Here is a 20,263-nt window from a genome sequence, read left to right as displayed (position 1 = left end):
AAAAGACGAGGTTTGTCAACGCTTTGAAAGCCCCCTAACCCGGCATATGGGCGGTAGTTTTTTTTTATCATTGGCGATTTTTTTATCGAACGGAGTTATGCTTTGGAAACGGTGAATGGTGTTTTCTTGTAAACGAGGAGAAAGTACAGCCCGACTCCGATACAAAGTCCCCACGCCGGTCCAAATTTGGCGATTACCATGCCGACAAAGAAAGCATATCCTTGGCTTGCCGGTTTATTTACCATAGAGATGGCAATATATGCACAGGCAAATCCCGTCAAAATCAGTGTAATGGATAAGGCTACGGGTAGAAGGGGCTTCATGAAAGTAACGACGGGGACAAGCAGAGACAGGATAAATGCCGGCCAGTACCAGTTGAAAAGTCCATCATACAGGGATTTCATATTGCGGTGCCCGGTTTTATACCGCTCGATTAAGAATACATGGACGCCTGTCCACATGGGACCATGTAGCGGAATAAACGGGCCCGCCATAAGAAAATGACCGATATTCTTAAAGAAAAGGGTGAAATGCGTTCGTGTGTTGTTCACGATAATCTTCTCGTCTTTCCGAACGGCAGAGGCTTGTTCAATCAAAGTATTTCCCAGAACGAGATCTCCAAATACGAAGATATAAATCATTATTGCCAGCGGTAGCGCCTTTATAAAGACGTCTATACCCGGCCACCCTACCGAGAAGGGAGAAACGGCTTTGATGTAAGTACCTAATTGGGGAATATGCCATCCCATTTTTATGTCGAAGGAAAGCTCACCGAAAAGCGGACCCACGATAGCAGCCACCAGAAATCCAACCAACAATGCCATGCTGGCCATTATTTTGAAGAACCTAACCTTGTCCTTGGCCTTGGAAAACCAAACGGAAAACATGAGCAAAAAAACAATCCCCCAGACGATTGGAAGGGTGTAGGGCATTTTCTCTAACCTGCCAAACTCTGCATTGAAGGCGGAAATGGCGCCACCGAAGATAATGGCCGCCCTAAGTTCCAGAGGTACCCATTCGAAAAAGCGTGAGCCCAACCCGGTAACGGCGAAAAACAAAAAGATAGCACAGACACATATGGTGACGGCAGTCATTGCCTGGATGGCGGCCAGACCAGGTTCGAACTGTGCCAGAAATCCCATTACCAGCGGAAGGGCGGGCGTTATCCAACCCGGTGCGTATGGCTCACCAAACAGCAAGGTATGGGCAACCAGCCAGAACAACTGAATGAACATGACCGCCCAGGCCACCTCGAAAGGAACATTGAAATACTTCATGGTCAATGCCGCGACGACACCGGCCGTGGCCGTTGTCAATAGTCCCCCTTGAATGATTTCAGGAAGAGAGAAACCAACGTGAACACCCGGAATACGAGCAGTAAAAAGCCACCAATTGATGCCTGGTTGTACCTGTCCGTCTTCTCGCCTTATGGTCATGAATTCGTCCTCCATGGAAAGTTGGTAAACGGTCAATGAACAAACGTTAGGCCTTTCCAGCCGCCTCCAGGGCGGCTTTAATTTTGTCCGGCGTCGCGGGCAGATTTGTGATCCAAACGCCGCAGGCGTTATGGATGGCGTTGATCACGGCCGGGGCCGTGGAGACCATGGCCATCTCGCCGACGCCGGTGGCCCCCAGGGTGCCCCGCTTGCGCGGTGTTTCCCGGGTAATCACGGCCGTGTCGAAGGCGGTCTTCATGCTCGGGAAGGCAAAGGTGCGCCAGTCGGCGGTCTGGCCGGCCTCGTAGCGCTCCCGCAGGGCATAGCCCACCCCCATGTCCATGCCGCCCTGCATCTGCCCCTCGAGATTGTTGGGGTTGATGATCGGCCCGGCGTCCACCGCCGCAGTCATCTTCAACACCCGCACCTCGCCGGTCTCGGTGTCGACCTCCACCTCGGCCAGCTGAATGGCGTGCACGTCGGAGTCCGAGGACGGGCCCTGTCCGGTCTCTGGATCCAGCGGCGCGGTATTCAGCGCCGCCTTATGGCCCACATAGCGGGTGGCCAGCCCGGCGGCGACGAAGGCCGCGTGGGTCTTGGCCCCCACCTCGTCCATGGCTTGTCTGAGCCGCTTCAACGCGTCCACGGTGGCCCCGCCGATCATGAACGTCACCCGGCTGCCCGAGGCCGGTCCGGAGGCGGCCGTGCGCGCGGTGCTACGGGTATCGGCCCGCACTCGGTCCAGGGGCAGTTCCAACACCTGGGCGGCCAGCTGGGTGAGCATGGAGTCGTTACCCTCCCCGGGGTCGGCCGCGGCGGCATAGACCGTCACGCAATCATCGGGCTCCAGTTCCACGGCGCTGATGGATTTGTCGCCCGGGAAGGCGATGCCGAAGGCCGCCGCTCCCAGGCCGATGCCGCGTTTGACCGGTCCGTCGACAGCCTTGGCTGCATCGGCCGTGGCGCGTGCGTACTCGGGTTGGATGGCCTCGCACAGGCCCTCGAAGGCCCACTCGTCGATCGCATGCCCGGTGGCTTTTGTCTGGCCCGGCGCCAGAGCGTTGAGTTTGCGCAAGGCCAACGGGTCCATGTTCAGCTTATGGGCCAGCATGTCAACGGCACACTCCAGGGCGTAGTGCGCCTGGGGCGGCCCGGCGCCGCGGGCCGCGCTGCCCCAGGGGTTGTTGGTGTAGACGAGCCGCGAGGCTACCTTGATGTTGGGAATATAGTAGGAACTGGAAAGCATGTGCAACGCGCGGTTGATGACCACATTGCCGATGGAGTTGTAGGCGCCGTTGTCCACGGTCATGTCCATGGCCATGGCCGTGATTTTCCCTTCCGCGTCGGCGCCCAGGCGAATTCGCATATCGAAGGGATGGCGCTTGGAGGTGATCAACATGGATTCGGCGAGGCTGGGGATGTAGCGCACCGGCCGCCGGAACTTCAAGGCCGCGGCCGCGGCGATGCCCTCGGTGAAAATTTCCAGCTTGATGCCGAACTGCCCGCCGGCAAAGGCCTCCTCGTAGCGGATGTTCTCAAAGCCCAGGGCCGCCTGCAACATGGCCATGTGCAGGTGAATGTTGATACTGCGGCCCATGACGACCAGCTCGGCCTCTTCCCCCTCGCCCTCCATGAAGGCCACGCTGTTTTCCGGTTCCATGGGCGCCTGGTGGTTGATCTGGGTGGTGAAGCGGTTTTCCACCACGGCGTCGGCCGTGGCAAAAACCGCATCGGCATCTCCCTTGATCACCGGCTGGCGAAAGCACAGGTTCGGCCGGTCGGGATGAATCTGGGGGGCATCCGGTGCCAGGGCCTGGGCCGGGCTGCGCAATTCGGTCAGCGGTTCGTATTCCACTTTCACCGCTTCGGCAGCGGCCTTGGCCTGCTCGCGGGTCTCGGCCACCACCACGGCGACGGCGTCGCCCAGGGTGCGCACCCGGTCCTCGCACAGGATCGGCCGGTCGTCGACGATGTATTTCAGCCGGTTGGTGCCCTTGACGTCCTTGGCCGTGAGAGTACCCACTACGCCAGGCATGGCCTCGGCTGCCGCAGTATTGATGGATTTAATGATGGCATGAAAATGGGGACTTCTCACAACCACGATCTCGGCGGCCCCTGGCATCTGAACGTCCGCGGCGAACGGGGCCGTGCCGCAGGCCTTGGCCAGGGCCGAAGGCCGCGGGTGAGATACTCCCATCTTCGCATCGGTGACCTTGGGGCGAATCTCCTCGGGGGCGATCTCTCCTCTCAGGAGACGGCCGGCCAGCCGCACGGCGTCGATTATTTTGGCGTACCCAGTACAGCGGCACAGGTTACGGCGCAGGGCGTGCTTGATCTCTTCGGCCGAAGGGTCGGGTGTTCTGTCCAATAGTGCTTTGGTCGCCATGATCATGCCGGGTGTGCAATATCCGCACTGGATGGCTCCAGCCAAGACGAAGGCCTCCTGGATCAGGTGGCGGTTGTCAGGCGTTCCCAGTCCTTCCACGGAAATAATATCGGCACCATCGAGTTTTGCCACTTTGGTCAGGCAGGACAATACCGCTTTGCCGTTGACGATGACCGTACAGGCCCCGCACTGTCCCTTGCGGTCGCAGGACTGCTTGGTACCGGTCAGGTGGAAATGCTTTCGCAGCAGATCTAGCAAAACCAAATCATCGTCAACAACGACCTGTTTTTGACGACCGTTGACTGTAAGAGCAATCTTTTTCAAAACTTCCTCCTGAACATCATCTTGAGTTGCGATTAGACGTCTGTCTAAACTGCTCAAGGCATTTTAGGTCTTCTGTACAGGCGCATGCATCCGAATAATACTATAATCCCTTGGTCGGTCTGCGGTGCCAGTAAAAGGAGGAGGCCGCAAGCCTCCCCCTCTTTATTTTTTCGCTATTCTCCGTGAACCTTTACCGCAAATTGCGCGAAAACTTCCGGATCGTGTCCGAATACAACGTTAGCATTTTCTTTAGCAGCTATATTTTTCAGCTTCACAAGGCTCTTGTACCATCCTGACATATCACGTATAAGCCACCCCGGAGGCGTCTCGTTAACCCAGTTCTCCTTGAAAAAGATAGTATCTGAAGTAAATAGAAATGACTCTAGTTCATTTAGTCTTGCTTTCATGGATAACATGCCAGGAGTATGTCCGGGAGTTTTGTAAAGCGTGATGCCTTCAAAAAGTTATACTTCATTCCCATAGACAGGCTGCCAATTAAAAGTGGAATCTATGTAATGGGGAATATAAGCGCCAAAGTCCTGTTTAGTCGCAATCGCATAGAAAGCATACTTGATTTCATCTTCATGGGCATAAACCGGAACATCCAAGCCCCGGAACAATTCCAAACCACCGGCATGGTCCAGATGCATATGGCCGATGATTATGGCTGACACATCGTTCACTTTGTATCCGGCTTTTTCCAATTGTTTGTCCAACCGGTTTTCTTCTTCATATCGGGTGATATCGAAAACCTCTTTAACCGGCTCGGGCCAGAGTTCGGTGTGGTTGGGAGCCGGACCGACTTCATAAAGAATCAGTCCGTTTTTAGGGTGCTCAATCAAAACACCAATCATCTGGTAAGCGCGTCTTTTTGATTTAGGATCAGGATTGCTTTTCGTAGCTACGCCGGAAGCTTCAAAGACCCAACCTTCATCCGCTGTCAATGTCCCAAAATCTAAAAGCTGTAGTTTCATAGCAATAGCTCCCTTCCAGTAAATGCTTTGATAGGATAATCCATTGGGCTATCAACGGAAATCAGGATAACCATGTGCAGCTGCTCTAAAAGTACTTTAAAAAAGTAGCCATGGCAAAAACCGATCAATATTTAATGCTGCCAAACCCTTCTGTTACTAATCCACCTTCGTCTATCCACTGCTGCATTCCACCCCATTTAAAAGGTCCATAGAAACCCTGGGCAACATCAAGACGATCCCGTTGAGCACCGCCCAGCCACATCTTTACGATTTTGTAATCACGCATGTATTTTTCAATGTGCCCTTCATATACATATCCGTACGACCCCATCAACTCCATCGCACGGTGGGTGCAAAATTCTGCTGTATCTCCCGCAAAGGACCTTGCTGTTGAGAATTTAGCAATCATTTCTCGTGTCCATGGCTCACCGTAAGTATTCGGTTGGGTTACCTGCCAGGTGACAGAAAGAATATAATTCCTGACAACTTCGATTTTTCTAGCCATTTCTGCCAGGATAGATGCAAAGTATGAACGTTCCCTGACGGGAATGCCGGCAATTTCTCTACCACCAGTCCAATCCAAAGCAATTTCAAAGACGGCTTCAGCGACACCCAGCAATCTCGCCGCACCAGCCAGTCGGCCTAGACCGATAACGTATCCTTCAATTATTTTTGCACCCAGGTTTGGTTGATCGAGGTCCAGGACATACCGTTTGGGCAGTCTGACATTATCGTACACTAACTCCGCATTTTCATCTGAATATGTCATTCCCATTTTTTCAAAAGGCATCGTACAACTGAAGCCCTTTGCATCCGGTGGGACAAATATAATTCCAACACCTTCTGCTCCTTTCCGGGGATCACGCTGTGCGATGGTCCAATAGCCGATATGGCCTTTCAAATATTCACTTTCGAATCGATCGTTGGGTCCCGCAGGGCCGGGCCATATCTTGCGCCCGTTAATGACGACTTCGTCTCCCTGAATCTCCATTCGTGTGCGAATCGTTCGAAAATCAAAGGCAGGATCTTCTATGCTGGCGCCGCCGGAATGTTCGCTGATTGCCGTGCATGCCGTCCATGCGTCTTCACCAGCTATCCTAGGCGCGAATTCCTCAAGCAAATCGTCTCTTTTTGCTGCCATCATAAAGGAGACAACCCAGTGTATCTTCCCTACCATTGTTGCCAGGCCTATCTCAGCTCTGGAAAGTTCAATATTAATCATTTGCCTCACAACCGGCGATAATCCCAATCCGCCAAATTTTTCCGGGAGGTTCGAAGCCGTCAATCCCAGTTTCACACACTCTTTGTAGTACTTGTGCAGTGTTTGTAGAGCCACTTTTTCATCTTTATTCCAGCCACCTTCAAAATCATGACGAACCGGCATCAATGCTTTATTGGTAAATTCCCTGATCGATACTGCCATGGCAATGTCTTCATCAGTGCAGTAACATTTTGCGTATTTATACTTCGGATCAAGCATCTTGTAATACCCTAGGCCTACTGTTTTGCTCATTGTTTCTCTCCTTTACTTTGTTTGTGTAGCGAGTTGTTTGTTAAAACGCGATAAGTCTGAAAGGTTGTTACATATGATCTGGCAATAGGCACTATGCATGCCAGGATAGGGAGGTATGTGCCCAAGGATGCTGATGGAATTTTAACAAGCTGGTTTTATTGATATAATATGGCATTTTAATATAAAAATACCATTCATCTATCAAATTTCACTTTATTAACAATTGTCATAATGATAAATGATAGCTTATCTGGACCGTGCTATTTTACGAAATTAAGAATCACAATTCAAAATGGCTATCTTCAATAGGCGACTGCATATATTGGAGAAGATAAAATGAATAACTACTTGGATCAAAATAAATATTCAATTCAATCGTTATGCAATATTATGAAACCGATTATTGGGGCAGAACTGATGGTGATTAACCGTGCCATGATAGCGGTTGCCGGAACCGGCCCGTATAGAAAAAATATCGGTTTAAAGCGACCACGAGACTCTTATGTGGATTTAACCATAAAATCAGGCAAAGGTTTTCTGATCCATACGCCAAGGGAGGAGAAACAATGTCTGCAGTGTGAAATAAAATCATTCTGTCCCTATACCTCGGTTATCTCCTGCCCTATTATATATCGGGATAAAATAGTCGGTCTTTTTGGGCTTCTGGGCTACGATAAGAACCAGCATAAAAGGATGCTGCGAAAGAGCCTATTTTTATCAAAACTGTCTGATGATATTGGGAATTATATCGCCGGAAAATTCTTAAAGAATGATGTCCTTTTTTATGATTTTGTTAATTCAGAAGCAATGAACAATATTGTCAACGCCATTGATAAAGGCATTATTATTACGGACCATAAAAATAATATCATTAATGCGAACCAATTCGCAGAAGAAGCGATGGCGTTCAAGCGAGAAGAATACATAGGCAAGGATATCGAATTGTTTGGTGACGCACTGAAAATTATTGATTCTTATACAATATCAGATGAAAATGGTAATATTTGCAGGTCCAAGTTTCTCGCAAAGGCAGCACCAATCCATTACAATGGCTCTACTGTCGGCAATGTCCTGCTGCTTAAAAATAACGCAAAAAACAAACCAGCTTCAACCTTCTTCACTTTCGGCAATAGACCGAATACACTAAGGTTTGTAGGCACATCCGATCCGATCATTAAAATGAAGGAACTCATGGCCAAAGTAGCGGCCAATAATTCGCGAATCCTCATCAATGGAGAAACGGGTACCGGAAAAGAACTTGTTGCACAACTCATACATTACAATAGTCCTAAATATAAGGGGCCTTTTGTTGCCCTGAATTGCGGCGCAATTCCTGAAACACTTATTGAAAGCGAATTGTTTGGATATGAAAAAGGGGCTTTTACCGATGCCCGAAAAAGAGGAAGGGCAGGGAAGTTTGAAAAAGCTAACGGCGGAACGATTTTTCTAGATGAAATTGGTAACCTCTCCTTAACTGGGCAGGCTAAAATACTTCGAGTCCTGGACAATGCGATCCTCGAAAGGATTGGCGGTGAAGCATCGATAAAAATTGACGTGAGGGTTATATGCGCAACCAATAAGAATTTGCCTGAAATGGTGAAAAAAAAGCATTTTATGGAAGATTTGTACTACCGTTTAAACGTTGTTCAAATCGAAGTTCCACCCTTGAGAGAAAGAAAAACAGATATCCCTCTACTACTGGATTTCTATCTAAAAGAACATAATCAACAATTCGGCGGCAACCTTCGCGGTTTCAGCAAAAGGGCAATGAGCTATCTTGTCCATTATCAATGGCCTGGCAATGTACGCGAATTAAGAAATGTTACGGAGTATGTCTGCAATCTAAAAACAAATGGATTTGCCGACATAGAAGATCTTCCCCCCTATATATCCCCACTCAACAAAATCCCCGAAAAAGACACGATAGAACCCATCGATACTGAAGAGCTAATGGTCGAAGAAGCTTTGCGCCTATTCGGCAATTCCACCACTGGAAAGCAGGACGCTGCTAAATATTTAGGTATCAGTGTTTCCACCTTATATCGGCGGCTCAAATTGAGGCAAAAACAAAAAAAGAATACACTTGAAAAACCCTTTTAAGCGACCACATGCGAGCCTCAATATCGACATTATCCCAAAGGTTGGTCATAGGCAAAGGCCATCTTGAGTATATTGGCCTTGCTCCACTTGTTATAGAAAGACCTTGACTGCCATCGGTTTGTTTGATTTTGGGCACGATGCCAGCATAAGACGTCAGCTGATCAGTCGACCGTTGAGCCAGAGGGCTCCCGATTTCAAGGACTCGCCGTTCATCGTGGCAATTAACAAAAACGTCAAGGCCCCGATCTTCCAGGTGGCCGACATGGGGCATCCAGGCCGGCGTCCTCGAATTCCTGCCCGGGTTGACCGCGGCGATCAGATAATTGTAAATATTCCTGGGCGAACAGAGAACCATGGTTTGTTGATATTATGAAAGCGGGAAAAAGAGAAGGATGACTGATTTTAAAAGCCCATTGTTCGGACATCGGTTTTCTGGTTCGTTGACACCACCCTGCCCCACACCCAGGCCAGGATCGGCAGTTGTCTGCGCCAGGGGCGGGAAGTCGTGGACATCCCGGATAATGGCTTCTAACCCACCGGATCCTTCAATTGACACTTGGATTTTTACATGTGGCAGTGATTGAATCGGGGTGGTGGGTGTCTGATCACACCACCAAAAAAATACATCAAAATGCGGTTCCCCTGTGGACCTCGAGGTTGATTATTTTAATGATCTCTCGTATCGTTGGGCTGCAATTTTTCGGCCCCATCCGAAAAAGCGTCGGCGATCATCATTTTGTAATTATTAATTAGTTATCCTTTACGCGGTAACGATGTGAGCATCCGTTTGTTAAACGGATTTTTTTAAATATGAGTGAGACCAAAAATACGGTTCCGGCGATCGAACGTGCCGTTGATGTTCTTGAGTGCATCTCCTCGTCTGACAGGGAGATGTCGCTTTCCGACATCATTGAACAAGTCGATATCCCCCGCCAGTCGCTGATTCGAATCCTCAACACCCTGTGTTCAAAAGGGTTCCTTGATAAATCCGGGAAAAGAGGACTCTACCGGATCGGTTTGAAATTTTTGTACTTGGGGCATCGCCTCCATGACAAATACGATCTGCGTAATTCCGCCTGGAAACACATGAAGGCGCTGTCGATTCAAACGCGAAAAACAATTGAACTGGCGACCTTGGACCGCGATCAGCTGATCCTGTTGGAGCAGATTCGTGGAAGCGAGAGCATGTCGCTCTATTCTCGCGTTGGCAGTGCCATCCCATATCTTCATGCCGTTAGTGTCGGCAAGGTTTATCTCTCCTTGATGAGCAAAGAGAAAAGGCGTCAGGTCATCAAAAAAATAGGCATGCCGGCCATCACCAAATATACGATTACCGATCCTGAAATTCTCGAAACCGAGCTTATCCAGGCAAAAAAATGCGGCTTTGGATTCGAGGACCAGGAATTAAGGGAGGGGGTCAGAAGGATTGCCGCCCCGATCTTTAACTCTTCCGGAAAGCATGTGGGATGCATCGGGATTTCAGCTCCCATCTTTAATTTTGACCTCAAGGATAAAGAAAAGTATGGTGAACTGGTGGTCGATGCCGCCCGGAAGACCTCAGCGGATATGGGATACCCGTACGATCCCAAATAGGGGGAAATCGGAATATCGCGACGCCCGCTATTTCAACCGGCTTGCCAGGGGTGAATGGTTCACGAGGTGATCCGCCAGCTCAGTGACCTCCTCCCGCACCAACGGATCCAGGCGCCGGACCCACCGCCGGGGAAAGCTGGAGAGCCCATAAAACGCGCCGGCAATCATACCGGCAATGGCACCGGTGGTGTCGGCGTCGCCCCCCTGATTGACCACGCCGATAAGACAATCCGCAAAGCTTTCCGTGGAGAACAGGTAGTGGAATACGGTCTGCATGGTATCCACCACATAGGCCGAGCTGCCGCCCAGATAGGGGCGATAGCGAAATTTGGCGAATTGGCCGACCAGTTCGTCGGCAAGGGTCTGCAACTGATCCAGGGATGCGCCCTGCATGGCCTGATGAACCATGCGGCCGACGGTGATGCAGGCGGCATCGGACATGGGATGGTGGTGGGTGAGATGGGCCTGGGCCACGGACCATTCGGCCAACCGCTTCTCGTCACCCAGGCTCGCCAGTGCCACCGGCACCATGCGCATCACCGCCCCGTTGCCCGCATCCCATTCGTTGGGCGGCATTTCCAGAGATCCGGTGTGCATGAACTCGCGGATGCCCCGGGCACAGGTGGCGCCGATGTCCACGGGGCGGCTTTTCATCCAGTCGACAAAATTTTGGGCAATGGCGGTCAGATCCCAGCCGCCGGCATCCCGAATGGCCCGGGCGATGCAGACCGACATTTCCGTATCGTCGGTGACCCGTCCGGCCTTCAGATAGAGCCAGCCCCCGCCGACGATCTTCTTGTGAACGCCATACTTGAACCGGATCTCCATGGGCGTCATGAACTCGGTCGTGGCCCCCAGGGCGTCACCTATAGCCATCCCCAGAAAAGCGGCCCGGCCCCGCTGCTCAATCGTTTGCCAATGTTCGGGTGAAAACTCGACGGGCATCTGTTTTACCTCAGTACGATCGAAGGGTGACATCATATTCGCCGCCGATCACCAGTACCTCCTCTTCTCCCTGGAGGATGCCGGCGTGCAGGAAGGCGCCATCGAAAAAGATCTTGGGAACCGGCACCCGCGCTTCAATCACCAGGGTACCGAATTCCCAGGCCCGCTCAAAATCGCGGGTGAAGGAGTTCAGGTTGTTGAGCCGTACCACGGCATGGGTGTTGTCCGGCTGTTCGACGATTTCGTGTTCGGCAAAATCGTAAACGCCACGATACAGGGTCATGTGGCGGCGCTCAGGATTCCGGCGCGCCAGTTCGTACTGCACGAACTCGTACAACAGATCCAGTTGCGAAAGGATGGCATTGGTACGCGCCGCCCCGTTCAGGCGCTCACGCATGTAGTCAAGATAGGCGTCGCTCTCCCGGCTCTGGATGCGCTTGCCGTGAAACGTGGGCGGAATGCCCAGGCGGCTCTCCACCCAGCCCTTCATCACCGCTCCCTCAACGGAGTTGGCATCGTAGAGCCAGCCGCGCAGGAATCTCAGGTAGCTGTTCTTGAGGCTGAGCTGGCCGCTGGGGTCTTTCTGCCGGCGCCACTGGTGGAGATGAAAGGCCACCTCCATATAATCCTGATAACTCCGTGCGCGTTCGTCCCAGGTCTCCAGCCGGTCCAGAAGTTTGAAAAAATGACGGTGGGTGGACCGCACCCCCTGGATATGAAGGGGCCTGGGGCACTCGTTAAACACCCGGGAGGCGATCTCCCATGGTGGCAGATCGCACATGTTGGTCAACGGACGCATGGCACTCTCAGGCAAACAGACGGGTAATCTCATCCGCATCAAAACAGGGCCAGGGCACCGACACCTCATTTTCAACGGCGTCGATTCCGGGGCCGCTGTCGGTGACTTCGCCGATATCGGTCACGGCAATTCCATACTCGCGCAGGTCGGCGACCAGCGTTGCAGCAACTTCGGCACGGCAGCTGATCAGCAGGCTGCCGGAACCAATCAGGCCCAACGGGTCGATGCCGAGAATCGCCCCCATCTTTCTGGTTTGGGGATACACCGGAATGGCATCGCGCCGGACACGGATACCCCGGCCGCCCGCCTGGCTCAATTCGGCCAGAGCGGTGGCGAGTCCCCCCTCGGTAACATCGTGAAGCGCGGAAACACCGCCCACCCGCCAGGCGATGCGCGCCTCGGGCAGGATGCTGATCATCTGCTGGAAAGCGGCGCAGCAATCGATCTCGTCCGCCGGCATCCCTTTTTCGATAAGCAGCAACCTGAACTCGGCGGCAATAATGGCCGTTCCCTCCACGGCAACGCCCTTGGTCACCAGCACCCGGTCGCCGGGGGCCATACGGCCCTTGCGGATCAAATCGTTGCGGGCAACCGTGCCGGCCATCATGCCGGCCACCACCGGCCGGCGCACGGCATCGGTGATCTCGGTGTGCCCCCCGCACAGGGTGATGCCCTGGTCGGTACAGGCATCGTGCAGGTCGGCAAAAATCCGGCGCACCTGCGAACGTGAAAAACCGCAGGGCAGCAGCAGGGTGGTCAGCATCCAGCGGGCGGCGGCACCGGCGGTGGCCATGTCGTTGGCGTTGATCGAAACGGCGTAGCGCCCGATGGATTCGGTAGCAAAGGTGATCGGATCGGTCTTGAGCACCAGAACCGCTTCGCCTTCGATGTCCACGGCAGCCGTATCTTCGCCCACCGTCGGTCCCACGATCACCGAAGGATCCGTCATCGGGTACTGATCCAGAAGTTCCCCCAGAAAGAGGTTGGGCAGCTTGCCGGCCGGCAGCACCATCCCGTCGCGGATAACCGGTTTCAATTCGTCCAGGGAAGCCACCACGAAATCAGCGCTAAGTGCGTCCGGCACCCCTGACCCGTTGCTGAGATAGGCGGTCAGGGCGCCGGCCCGGCGGCCGGCTTCGACATCGAAAAGAAAATCCCCCACCATCAGTACATGTGCCGGGTCCACGTCCAGCCGGGCGGCCGCCAGACGCACCCCTTCACCGGACGGTTTGATTTTAGCCGGATCCTCGCGGGTCACCAGCACATCGATGCCGGCCGCGGAAAAACCGGCAAAATTCTCCAGGGCCTTGATGACGGATGTCCGGCTGTTGCGGGTGAGAATCCCAACGGGCAGCCCGGTGGCCTTTATCCAGGCCAGCAGCGCTTCGGCACCGGGATTGGGCATCGACACCGCGGCGCCCTGCATTTCGAACTGTTCCAGCTGGATGGCCATCTCGGCCCGGCGGGCCCTGTCGTCGACCCCGGCCATATACTCCAGCACGGGGGTATGGTCGGGGCAGCCAATGGTCCGTTTGATCACGGAAAAATCAAGGGCACCCGGACAGGTCAGGGTGCCATCGAAATCGAAAACCACCGCATCGATGCGATAAGCGAAAACCGGAACCGGCTCAACCGGCATCGGCTTCGGGGAAGTACTCAACAGATCGCTCCTGAAGTTTGTATTTCTGTACCTTGCCGCTGGCGGTCATCGGAAAGCCGTCTACAAAGGCCACGTACTTGGGAATCTTGTAACGGGCAATCTGGCCCCGGCAAAAATCCTTCACATCCTCGCCGGTGATGTCGGCGCCGGCCTTCCGAATGACGAACGCGCCCACCTCTTCGCCGTACTTCTTACTGGGAATCCCCACCACCTGGATATCCGAGATGCCGTCCATGCGGTAGAGGAACTCCTCGATCTCACGCGGGTAGATGTTCTCGCCGCCACGAATGATCATGTCTTTATGGCGGCCGGTAATGGCCAGGTAGCCGTCTTCATCCACCACCCCCAGGTCGCCGGAGTGGAGCCAGCCGTCGCTGTCGATGGCTTTTTCCGTGGCCTCGGGCATTTTATAGTAGCCCTTCATCACGCTGTATCCCCGGCAGCAGACTTCACCCTGCTGACCGGACGGCAGCACCACGCCGGTTTCCGGATCGACGATCTTCATCTCGATTTCGGGCATGGCCCGGCCCACGGTCTCCGTCCGGCGCCGGATATCGTCATCGGGCAGGGTCTGGGTCACCACCGGAGAATTCTCGGTAAGTCCGTAACAGATGGTGACCTCGCTCATGTTAAGCTGGTCGATCACCTGGCGCATCACCTTCACCGGGCAGGGGGAGCCGGCCATGATCCCGGTGCGCAGGGTGGAGAAGTCGAACTTGTCGAAGAGTTTATGCTCCAGCACGGCGATAAACATGGTCGGCACCCCGTATAGCGCCGTACAATGCTCCTGCTCCACCGAGGCCATCACCTGCACGGGGTCGAACTTCTCCAGGATTACCGTGGTCGCAGCGTGGGTCACGATCGCCATGATGCCCAGCACACAACCGAAGCAGTGAAACAGCGGCACGGGCAGACAGATCCGGTCCTTGGCGGTAAACCGCTGGTTCTCCCCGATCCAGAAACCGTTGTTGCCGATGTTGTAGTGGGTCAGCATGACGCCCTTGGGAAATCCGGTGGTCCCCGAAGTGTACTGCATGTTGACCACGTCGTGGGCGTCCAATTCGGCCTGGCGGGCGGCGTATGCATCCTTGCCGGTCATGGACGCCAGGGCCATTACTTCCGGCAGGCTGTACATCCCGCGGTGCTTCTCCTGTCCCAGGAAGCATACCCGTTTGAGTTCGGGGAAGCGCTCGCTGGCCAACCGGCCGCGCTCCTGGCTTTTCAGCTCCGGCACCAGATCGTAAATCGTCTGAAGGTAGTCGGTATCCTGGTAGCCGTCGATGATGAACAGCGTCTCGGTGTCGGACTGCTCCAGCACATAGGCCACCTCGGCGCTCTTGTAGTTGGTGTTGATCGTAAGCAGGATGGCGCCAATTTTGGCCGTGGCAAACTGCAGGGCGACCCAGTAAGGAATCTTGGTGGCCCACACGGCCACTTTCTCTTCCTTGGCAACGCCCATGGCCATCAGTCCGCGGGCCAGCTGGTCGACCACATGGGCGAACTCGTTGTAAGTGAGGCGAAAATCCCGGTCGACATAGACGATCGCATCGCCGTCGCCGTTCTCGGCCACCGCGCGATCCAGGATCTGCCCCAAAGTCAGGGATTCCAAAGCTGGTCTCGTCATGGGCACCTCCTAACGCGGGATGTAGAGCACGGCATAGATCGACGCCGGCTGGGCCCCCTTGCAACTCACGTAATGGGGCACGATGGAATTGTAGTAAATGCTGTCGCCGGCTTCCAACTCGTAGACCTCGGTGCCGTAGGTCACTTCCACCCGGCCGGAATAGACCACGATAAACTCCTCGCCCTCGTGGCTGGAAAGGTCCTTGGTCTTCTCCGACTCCGGCAGCAGCTCCACATAGAAGGGTTCCATGTGCCGGTCGCTCTTGCCGCTGCCCAGGGAGTAGAATTTCAGGGCCACGGGTTTGTCCTTGCCGCGCAGCATGCTGATCTCCTCTTTGCGCGCTTCACGCCGGACCACCAGGGGATCCTTGCTGATCTGATCGTCCAGGAAGGTTCCCAGACGCACGTCCAGGGCACGGGCAATCTTGAGCAGAGGGCCCAGGGAGGGATAGACGTCGTCGTCAACAACGGTGGAAAGAAAGCTGACGTCAAGGCCTGTCCGTTCTGACAGGGTTTCCAGCGTCAAATCCTGCCGCTCCATGAATGTCCGGATTCGCTGACCGACTTTTTCAGTTTTCATAAATCGTTCTCCTCCCTTTCTGTTCAAGTTCATTCCTGATGTTTCGCTTGGACGCCGGATATGTTACTCTGCCCGAAAAACCAGCAAGCTGTCCCTATAACCCAAACCGTTTCACAGGCAAAGGCTTTTTTGGAACCGTCATGTCCCCTCGCCCGAATCCATTGCCGGAACAGGCCGAAGCATGCTTCCATCGGTTGATAAACGCCCTGTTCCGCCGCTGGCCCCGTCCGGCCCCGCCGCGGTGCCTGCTGCGCGGCTGCCGCATCGTCGCCCACCGCGGGGCGCACGACAACCGGCACTGTTTGGAAAACAGCCTGGCGGCTTTCGACGCGGCAGTGGGTGCCGGCGTTTGGGGCATTGAGCTGGATGTGCGCGGAACCCGGGATCAGGTGCCGGTGGTATTTCACGACGCCGATACCCGGCGCCTTTTCGGCCAAAATGCGCGCATCGCCGACATGCCGCTGGCCGCCCTGATGCGCCACTTTCCCCGGATTCCGACCCTGTCGGCGGTAATCCGGCGCTATGGCGGCCGCATTCACCTGATGCTGGAAATCAAGGGGCACGAAAATGACCGGCCCGCCGTTCCGGCCCGTCGCCTGCAGCCCATCCTGGCCCCTCTTTCCCCCGGCCGTGATTTTCATTTGATGAGCCTGCATCCGGAAATCTTCGCCGATTTTGATTTTCTTCCTAAAAAGGCGCTGCTGCCCATTGCCCGACTGTGCACCGACCGGTTCAGCCGCCTGGCCATCGCTCGGGAGTGGGGCGGAGTGGCCGGCCATTACCTGGCGGTTACCCGTGGCATGCTGAACCACCATCACCGGCTGGGCCAGGGCATCGGCACCGGTTTTGCCGACTCCCCGCGCAGTCTGTTTCGGGAGGTGAGCCGGGGAGTGGACTGGATTTTCTCCAACCGGGCGGTGGCCATGCAAGCGCTTTGCGACACCGCAAAGCGACATGCCCAAGGCAAAAACCCAAATGACATTTGATCAGGCGACTATTTGTCTGGTTCCCTCGCTGCGTGGGAACCCCACCTGATCAGATACAAAACAACGCGCTCCCACGCAAAGCATGGGAGCGAGGGGAAATGTGTTATAAGGCGGTTATTTTCCCGGCGGGCGGGTGATGGTCTCCAGAATATCGAAATTCTGGGTTCGATTGAATTCTTCCATGGGGTCGACCATCCACTGGTTTTCCGGTCGTAAGAACGATCCACCGGGAACGGCCAGTCCTTCGTCGGACAGGCCGATGAAGATGGAAAGCGGCTTGCCCCTGCCGGCGACGGCCGCCCGGGCGACGTCCTCGAGCCGGGGAGGAAGATAATCACCGGCGGTGAAGGCAGTGGCCAGTGCCGTACCGGTGGCGACGTAGGTGGGATTCAGATGGATATTGATGGTGGTGCCGAGTTCAGCGGAAACGCGGCTCAAATAATCGATGGCCTTATGGATATCCGTCACCGCTTCGTCGTCGCTGATTCCCGGTACCGGCTTTTGCATGAAGTAGCATTTGAGCGAAAAATTGTATTTCGCCAGTTTTTCGGCAAGGGATTCAAATGCCTTCAGGGTCAGGCCCTTGTCAAAAACATCGTTGCGGATATGATCATCGAAGGCCTCGAACCCGATGGCGATCTCAAGGCCGGTGGGCGTGTCTCCCTCGGCCAATGCCCGTGAGATGAATTCCAGTTCGGCAACCTCCACATATTCCGGCCGGGATTCCATGCACACCATGGACAGGTTGGGCATAAACTGATTCAGCCTGGCAACGAGATACATGAGCGCCGTGGAGGAGAAGGTATCTTCATCCAGCACCGATCCGTTGTTGCTGATGATCACCTTCTTAACGTCCTTGAGATGCTTTTGCACCTCGGGGTCGGCAAACAGGTTGTCGACCTGCTGTATCAAGGATTTGTAGTCCACATGCTCCTGGGAGACCTTGGAGGGCAGATTGCACCCCAGGCAACGCGACCAGCGACAGGCCTGGGTATAGAAAACGACAAACAGGACCAATCCCTCGGGCGAATTTTGAAACCACATCTGGGCGATCTGCGACGGATCATGGTCCTGGTTGAAGTTATAGGTCTTGCCGGCCTTGGTGTTGCCGTAAACAATCTGCCGTTTGACCGCATTGGATTCACGCATATTCACGATTTCCTTCTGTTTTTCTTTACGAACCATAAGAAATATGAACCATAAAGAGTATGAGCCATAAGCGTCAACAATCAGGCGATGTCCAGTGACACCACCGGTTCCGCCCGGGTTCCCTCTTCCATCCGCTGAATGGCGGCTTCCGTGGCCTTGGTCAGCGCATCCATTTCCAGAATGCTTCCGGCCATCTGGGGCAGGGCCTGTTTGCGGAAACTGGAAATGTCGTCCAATGCCGCATTGATATCCACAAAAGCCTTTTTCAGGGTTTCCATGTCCAGCTGGGTGCTGCTGGCCCGTTTATGGATTTCCGTCCCCTGGGTACGGAGTTGGGAGGCGGTCTGGGCAATCAACCGGTTGGTGGTTTTGTTCACCGCATCGATCTTATCCAAAACGATCCGCTGATTGGCCAGGGCCAGGGCCACGGTGACGGCCACATTCAGGGCGTTGATGGTGACATGGATACCGCGGTCGACGCCCTTGACCAGCTCCTTGTTGTTGCGGATGATGATCTCGATGGCCAGCACGCCCTGCTGATTGACGGCCAGTTGCTGCTGAAGATCCTGGATGCGCTGGCGCAAGGGAAACAGGATCTCATCTTCGATGAACCGCCGGCGCGGGTCCTCTGTCGGGATTTCACGTTCCAGGGCATAGGAGAATTTCTGGTCGATGAGCATGCCCAGCTCGATGGTCTGCTGAAGCCGGTGGGTCAGCTCACGCATGGCCTTCTGATCCTGGTTCAGGGTGACATTGTCCCGCTGAAGAACTTTCTTCCCCTCTTCCAGGGACCGCATGATGGCATCGATAACGGTCTGGGAAGATTCGAAACGGGTGAAGAACCGTTTCAGCGGAGTGCCCACGCCCGGCAGAAAACCCAGGGTGCGGCTGAACCAGCCGGCCTTGAAATCGAACTGGCCGGGGTCGAGTTCCTCGACTGTCATCTTCAGGTTGACCAGGGCGTTGGCCACCTCGCCGCCGTCCTCGCCCCTTGCGGCGAGCTTGCTGATGGGGTCTTTGAGCATGGCGGATCGGTGGGCGGCCTCTTTCTGGCTCTTGCTGCCCAGGTGTTCCACCGCCGCCTTGTTCTGCTGGCAGGCATCGAAACTGGACGGCACCTCGGGATTCAGGTTTAAAACGGCCTGGACGAAAGCCGTGGCCTGCTGGTCGAGCTGGGGGTCGGGTGTTTCGGAGACGGTAATCGTCTGGGGATCAACCAGTTCCACGTCATGCCGGATCGCCAGCGGATCGGCCAGAACCAGCGCCTGGCCGGTCTGACTGGGGGTTGCGGTCATCAATACCTCCTTTGGGTTGGGTCAAGGGTCTCATAATCATGGGCCTGGGAAGCCAGGGCATGCAATTGCGCGATGGCGGATTCGATGTCGCTGTCGGCAAATTTTCGATCCTGGGGCCACCGGGCGACCGCCGCGGAGATGCGCTCCATCTCGGTCATGGCGGCTTCGTTGCCGGCCATCAACCGGTCGATCGTCTCGATCTGCCGGTTCCATAAATCCAGACGCGCCTGCAGCGACGGGCGCGGGTCGGCGTCCTCCTGGCCCGGCTGCGATTTTTCGTCGAGGTCCCGCAAGCGTTCATGGATGTAAGCCAGATCGATGGATGCAGCGCTTTTCAGGACACTGGCCACGGTATTCAGATTGTCCAGTACGCTCAGTGACACCTGTTCCGCGGCCCCCAAAAACCGGCCATGCGTGATTTCTCCGGGCCTGAGCTTCTGCCCCAGAAGCGCCTTGACATTGTCCAGCTTGATCTGGATGTTTTTGAGTTGGGCGATTCCCGTGTTGGCGGCGCGCTCTAGTCCGTCCACCGTGATGCACGACCGCAATCCATCTTCGATTCTGCCGATCAGGCGGCGTTCGTACTGTTTCTGTCTGTGGTGAAGCGATTCAAGGTAGCGGCTGCCGATGGCCTCATGTCTGAAAAAGATCTGCAGCACGGCCCACGCCGGGCCAAGCAGCGTCAACCCGACGGCCGCCCCCAGAAGTACCGGAATATCGAACAGGCTTCCCACCACACCGACGCTGACACCCAGGGCAATGGCGTAAATGGTGACGGGGTGGGCCAGACCGGTCCGGACCACGGCCTTCTGGATGGCGGCGGGAAGATAGTCACTGGTATCCGGCGGCCCTGAACCCGGACGGGTGGATGGTTCGTCTGTCATGTTACCTGCACTGAGC

14 protein-coding genes and 1 pseudogene are annotated in these 20,263 nt (G+C 54.8%); 3 read left to right on the top strand and 12 right to left on the bottom strand.

Annotation, left to right across the window (positions count from 1 at the left end; genetic code table 11):
• Positions 1 to 95: 95 nt before the first annotated feature.
• From GN112_RS26950 to GN112_RS26930, 4 genes and pseudogenes are all read right to left on the bottom strand, one after another.
• Positions 96 to 1,436: a hypothetical protein gene (locus tag GN112_RS26950; RefSeq protein ID WP_155312997.1), complete on the bottom strand. Its 1,341-nt coding sequence runs from the start codon at positions 1,434 to 1,436 to the stop codon at positions 96 to 98.
• A gap of 46 nt (positions 1,437 to 1,482) precedes the next feature.
• Positions 1,483 to 4,146: a molybdopterin-dependent oxidoreductase gene (locus tag GN112_RS26945; protein WP_155312996.1), complete on the bottom strand. Its 2,664-nt coding sequence runs from the start codon at positions 4,144 to 4,146 to the stop codon at positions 1,483 to 1,485.
• A 173-nt stretch (positions 4,147 to 4,319) separates the two neighbouring features.
• Positions 4,320 to 5,000, bottom strand: a pseudogene (locus tag GN112_RS34600) (N-acyl homoserine lactonase family protein).
• A 244-nt stretch (positions 5,001 to 5,244) separates the two neighbouring features.
• Positions 5,245 to 6,633: an acyl-CoA dehydrogenase family protein gene (locus GN112_RS26930; RefSeq protein WP_155312993.1), complete on the bottom strand. Its 1,389-nt coding sequence runs from the start codon at positions 6,631 to 6,633 to the stop codon at positions 5,245 to 5,247.
• Positions 6,634 to 6,969: 336 nt separating this feature from the next.
• Between GN112_RS26930 and GN112_RS26925 the strand changes: the two genes are divergently transcribed.
• On the top strand, positions 6,970 to 8,733 hold the full coding sequence (locus GN112_RS26925) for a sigma-54 interaction domain-containing protein (RefSeq protein WP_155312992.1): 1,764 nt from the start codon (positions 6,970 to 6,972) through the stop codon (positions 8,731 to 8,733).
• Positions 8,734 to 9,543: 810 nt separating this feature from the next.
• A complete protein-coding gene (locus GN112_RS26920; protein ID WP_155312991.1) occupies positions 9,544 to 10,326 on the top strand; it encodes an IclR family transcriptional regulator in 783 nt (260 codons plus the stop codon).
• Positions 10,327 to 10,353: 27 nt separating this feature from the next.
• On the opposite strand, the gene draG is transcribed toward GN112_RS26920, so the two are convergent.
• Genes draG through GN112_RS26895 form a run of 5 tightly spaced genes read right to left on the bottom strand, consistent with a single transcriptional unit; the run spans position 10,354 to position 15,933 of the window.
• Positions 10,354 to 11,271, bottom strand: coding sequence for an ADP-ribosyl-[dinitrogen reductase] hydrolase (draG, locus tag GN112_RS26915; RefSeq protein WP_155312990.1), 918 nt, complete (start codon positions 11,269 to 11,271; stop codon positions 10,354 to 10,356).
• 10 nt (positions 11,272 to 11,281) lie between these two features.
• A complete protein-coding gene (locus tag GN112_RS26910; RefSeq protein WP_155312989.1) occupies positions 11,282 to 12,070 on the bottom strand; it encodes an NAD(+)--dinitrogen-reductase ADP-D-ribosyltransferase in 789 nt (262 codons plus the stop codon).
• A gap of 7 nt (positions 12,071 to 12,077) precedes the next feature.
• On the bottom strand, positions 12,078 to 13,730 hold the full coding sequence (locus tag GN112_RS26905; protein WP_155312988.1) for an HAD-IA family hydrolase: 1,653 nt from the start codon (positions 13,728 to 13,730) through the stop codon (positions 12,078 to 12,080).
• Complete coding sequence (locus GN112_RS26900; RefSeq protein ID WP_155312987.1) at positions 13,699 to 15,354, bottom strand: AMP-binding protein; 1,656 nt, start codon at positions 15,352 to 15,354, stop codon at positions 13,699 to 13,701. The genes GN112_RS26905 and GN112_RS26900 overlap by 32 nt, the downstream gene beginning before the upstream one ends.
• A 9-nt stretch (positions 15,355 to 15,363) precedes the next feature.
• The gene (locus GN112_RS26895) at positions 15,364 to 15,933 is read right to left on the bottom strand and encodes a helix-turn-helix domain-containing protein (protein ID WP_155312986.1); all 570 of its coding nucleotides are present in this window, start codon (positions 15,931 to 15,933) and stop codon (positions 15,364 to 15,366) included.
• Positions 15,934 to 16,073: 140 nt separating this feature from the next.
• On the opposite strand from GN112_RS26895, the gene GN112_RS26890 reads away from it, so the two are divergent.
• The gene (locus GN112_RS26890; protein WP_162459135.1) at positions 16,074 to 16,919 is read left to right on the top strand and encodes a glycerophosphodiester phosphodiesterase; all 846 of its coding nucleotides are present in this window, start codon (positions 16,074 to 16,076) and stop codon (positions 16,917 to 16,919) included.
• Positions 16,920 to 17,033: 114 nt separating this feature from the next.
• Here the strand turns inward: GN112_RS26890 and GN112_RS26885 are convergent, their stop codons facing one another.
• The 3 genes from GN112_RS26885 to GN112_RS26875 all read right to left on the bottom strand — a co-directional run bounded on the left by GN112_RS26885 (position 17,034) and on the right by GN112_RS26875 (position 20,247).
• A complete protein-coding gene (locus GN112_RS26885; RefSeq protein ID WP_155312984.1) occupies positions 17,034 to 18,068 on the bottom strand; it encodes a hypothetical protein in 1,035 nt (344 codons plus the stop codon).
• A gap of 80 nt (positions 18,069 to 18,148) precedes the next feature.
• Positions 18,149 to 19,363, bottom strand: coding sequence for a toxic anion resistance protein (locus tag GN112_RS26880; RefSeq protein ID WP_155312983.1), 1,215 nt, complete (start codon positions 19,361 to 19,363; stop codon positions 18,149 to 18,151).
• Positions 19,363 to 20,247, bottom strand: a complete 885-nt coding sequence (locus tag GN112_RS26875; RefSeq protein WP_155312982.1) for a hypothetical protein — start codon at positions 20,245 to 20,247, stop codon at positions 19,363 to 19,365. The genes GN112_RS26880 and GN112_RS26875 overlap by 1 nt, the downstream gene beginning before the upstream one ends.
• Positions 20,248 to 20,263 lie beyond the last annotated feature (16 nt).

The sequence above is a fragment of the Desulfosarcina ovata subsp. ovata genome (assembly GCF_009689005.1).
Lineage (GTDB): Bacteria > Desulfobacterota > Desulfobacteria > Desulfobacterales > Desulfosarcinaceae > Desulfosarcina > Desulfosarcina ovata.
This window is presented reverse-complemented; position numbering and strand designations above follow the sequence as displayed.

Coding starts and splice junctions, on each gene's coding strand:
- GN112_RS26910 (WP_155312989.1), bottom strand. CDS start 12,070: ATGCGTCCGTTGACCAACATGTGCGATCTGCCACCATGGGAGATCGCC.
- draG (WP_155312990.1), bottom strand. CDS start 11,271: ATGCCCGTCGAGTTTTCACCCGAACATTGGCAAACGATTGAGCAGCGG.
- GN112_RS26895 (WP_155312986.1), bottom strand. CDS start 15,933: ATGAAAACTGAAAAAGTCGGTCAGCGAATCCGGACATTCATGGAGCGG.
- GN112_RS26920 (WP_155312991.1), top strand. CDS start 9,544: ATGAGTGAGACCAAAAATACGGTTCCGGCGATCGAACGTGCCGTTGAT.
- GN112_RS26950 (WP_155312997.1), bottom strand. CDS start 1,436: ATGACCATAAGGCGAGAAGACGGACAGGTACAACCAGGCATCAATTGG.
- GN112_RS26885 (WP_155312984.1), bottom strand. CDS start 18,068: ATGCGTGAATCCAATGCGGTCAAACGGCAGATTGTTTACGGCAACACC.
- GN112_RS26930 (WP_155312993.1), bottom strand. CDS start 6,633: ATGAGCAAAACAGTAGGCCTAGGGTATTACAAGATGCTTGATCCGAAG.
- GN112_RS26875 (WP_155312982.1), bottom strand. CDS start 20,247: ATGACAGACGAACCATCCACCCGTCCGGGTTCAGGGCCGCCGGATACC.
- GN112_RS26900 (WP_155312987.1), bottom strand. CDS start 15,354: ATGACGAGACCAGCTTTGGAATCCCTGACTTTGGGGCAGATCCTGGAT.
- GN112_RS26925 (WP_155312992.1), top strand. CDS start 6,970: ATGAATAACTACTTGGATCAAAATAAATATTCAATTCAATCGTTATGC.
- GN112_RS26890 (WP_162459135.1), top strand. CDS start 16,074: ATGTCCCCTCGCCCGAATCCATTGCCGGAACAGGCCGAAGCATGCTTC.
- GN112_RS26880 (WP_155312983.1), bottom strand. CDS start 19,363: ATGACCGCAACCCCCAGTCAGACCGGCCAGGCGCTGGTTCTGGCCGAT.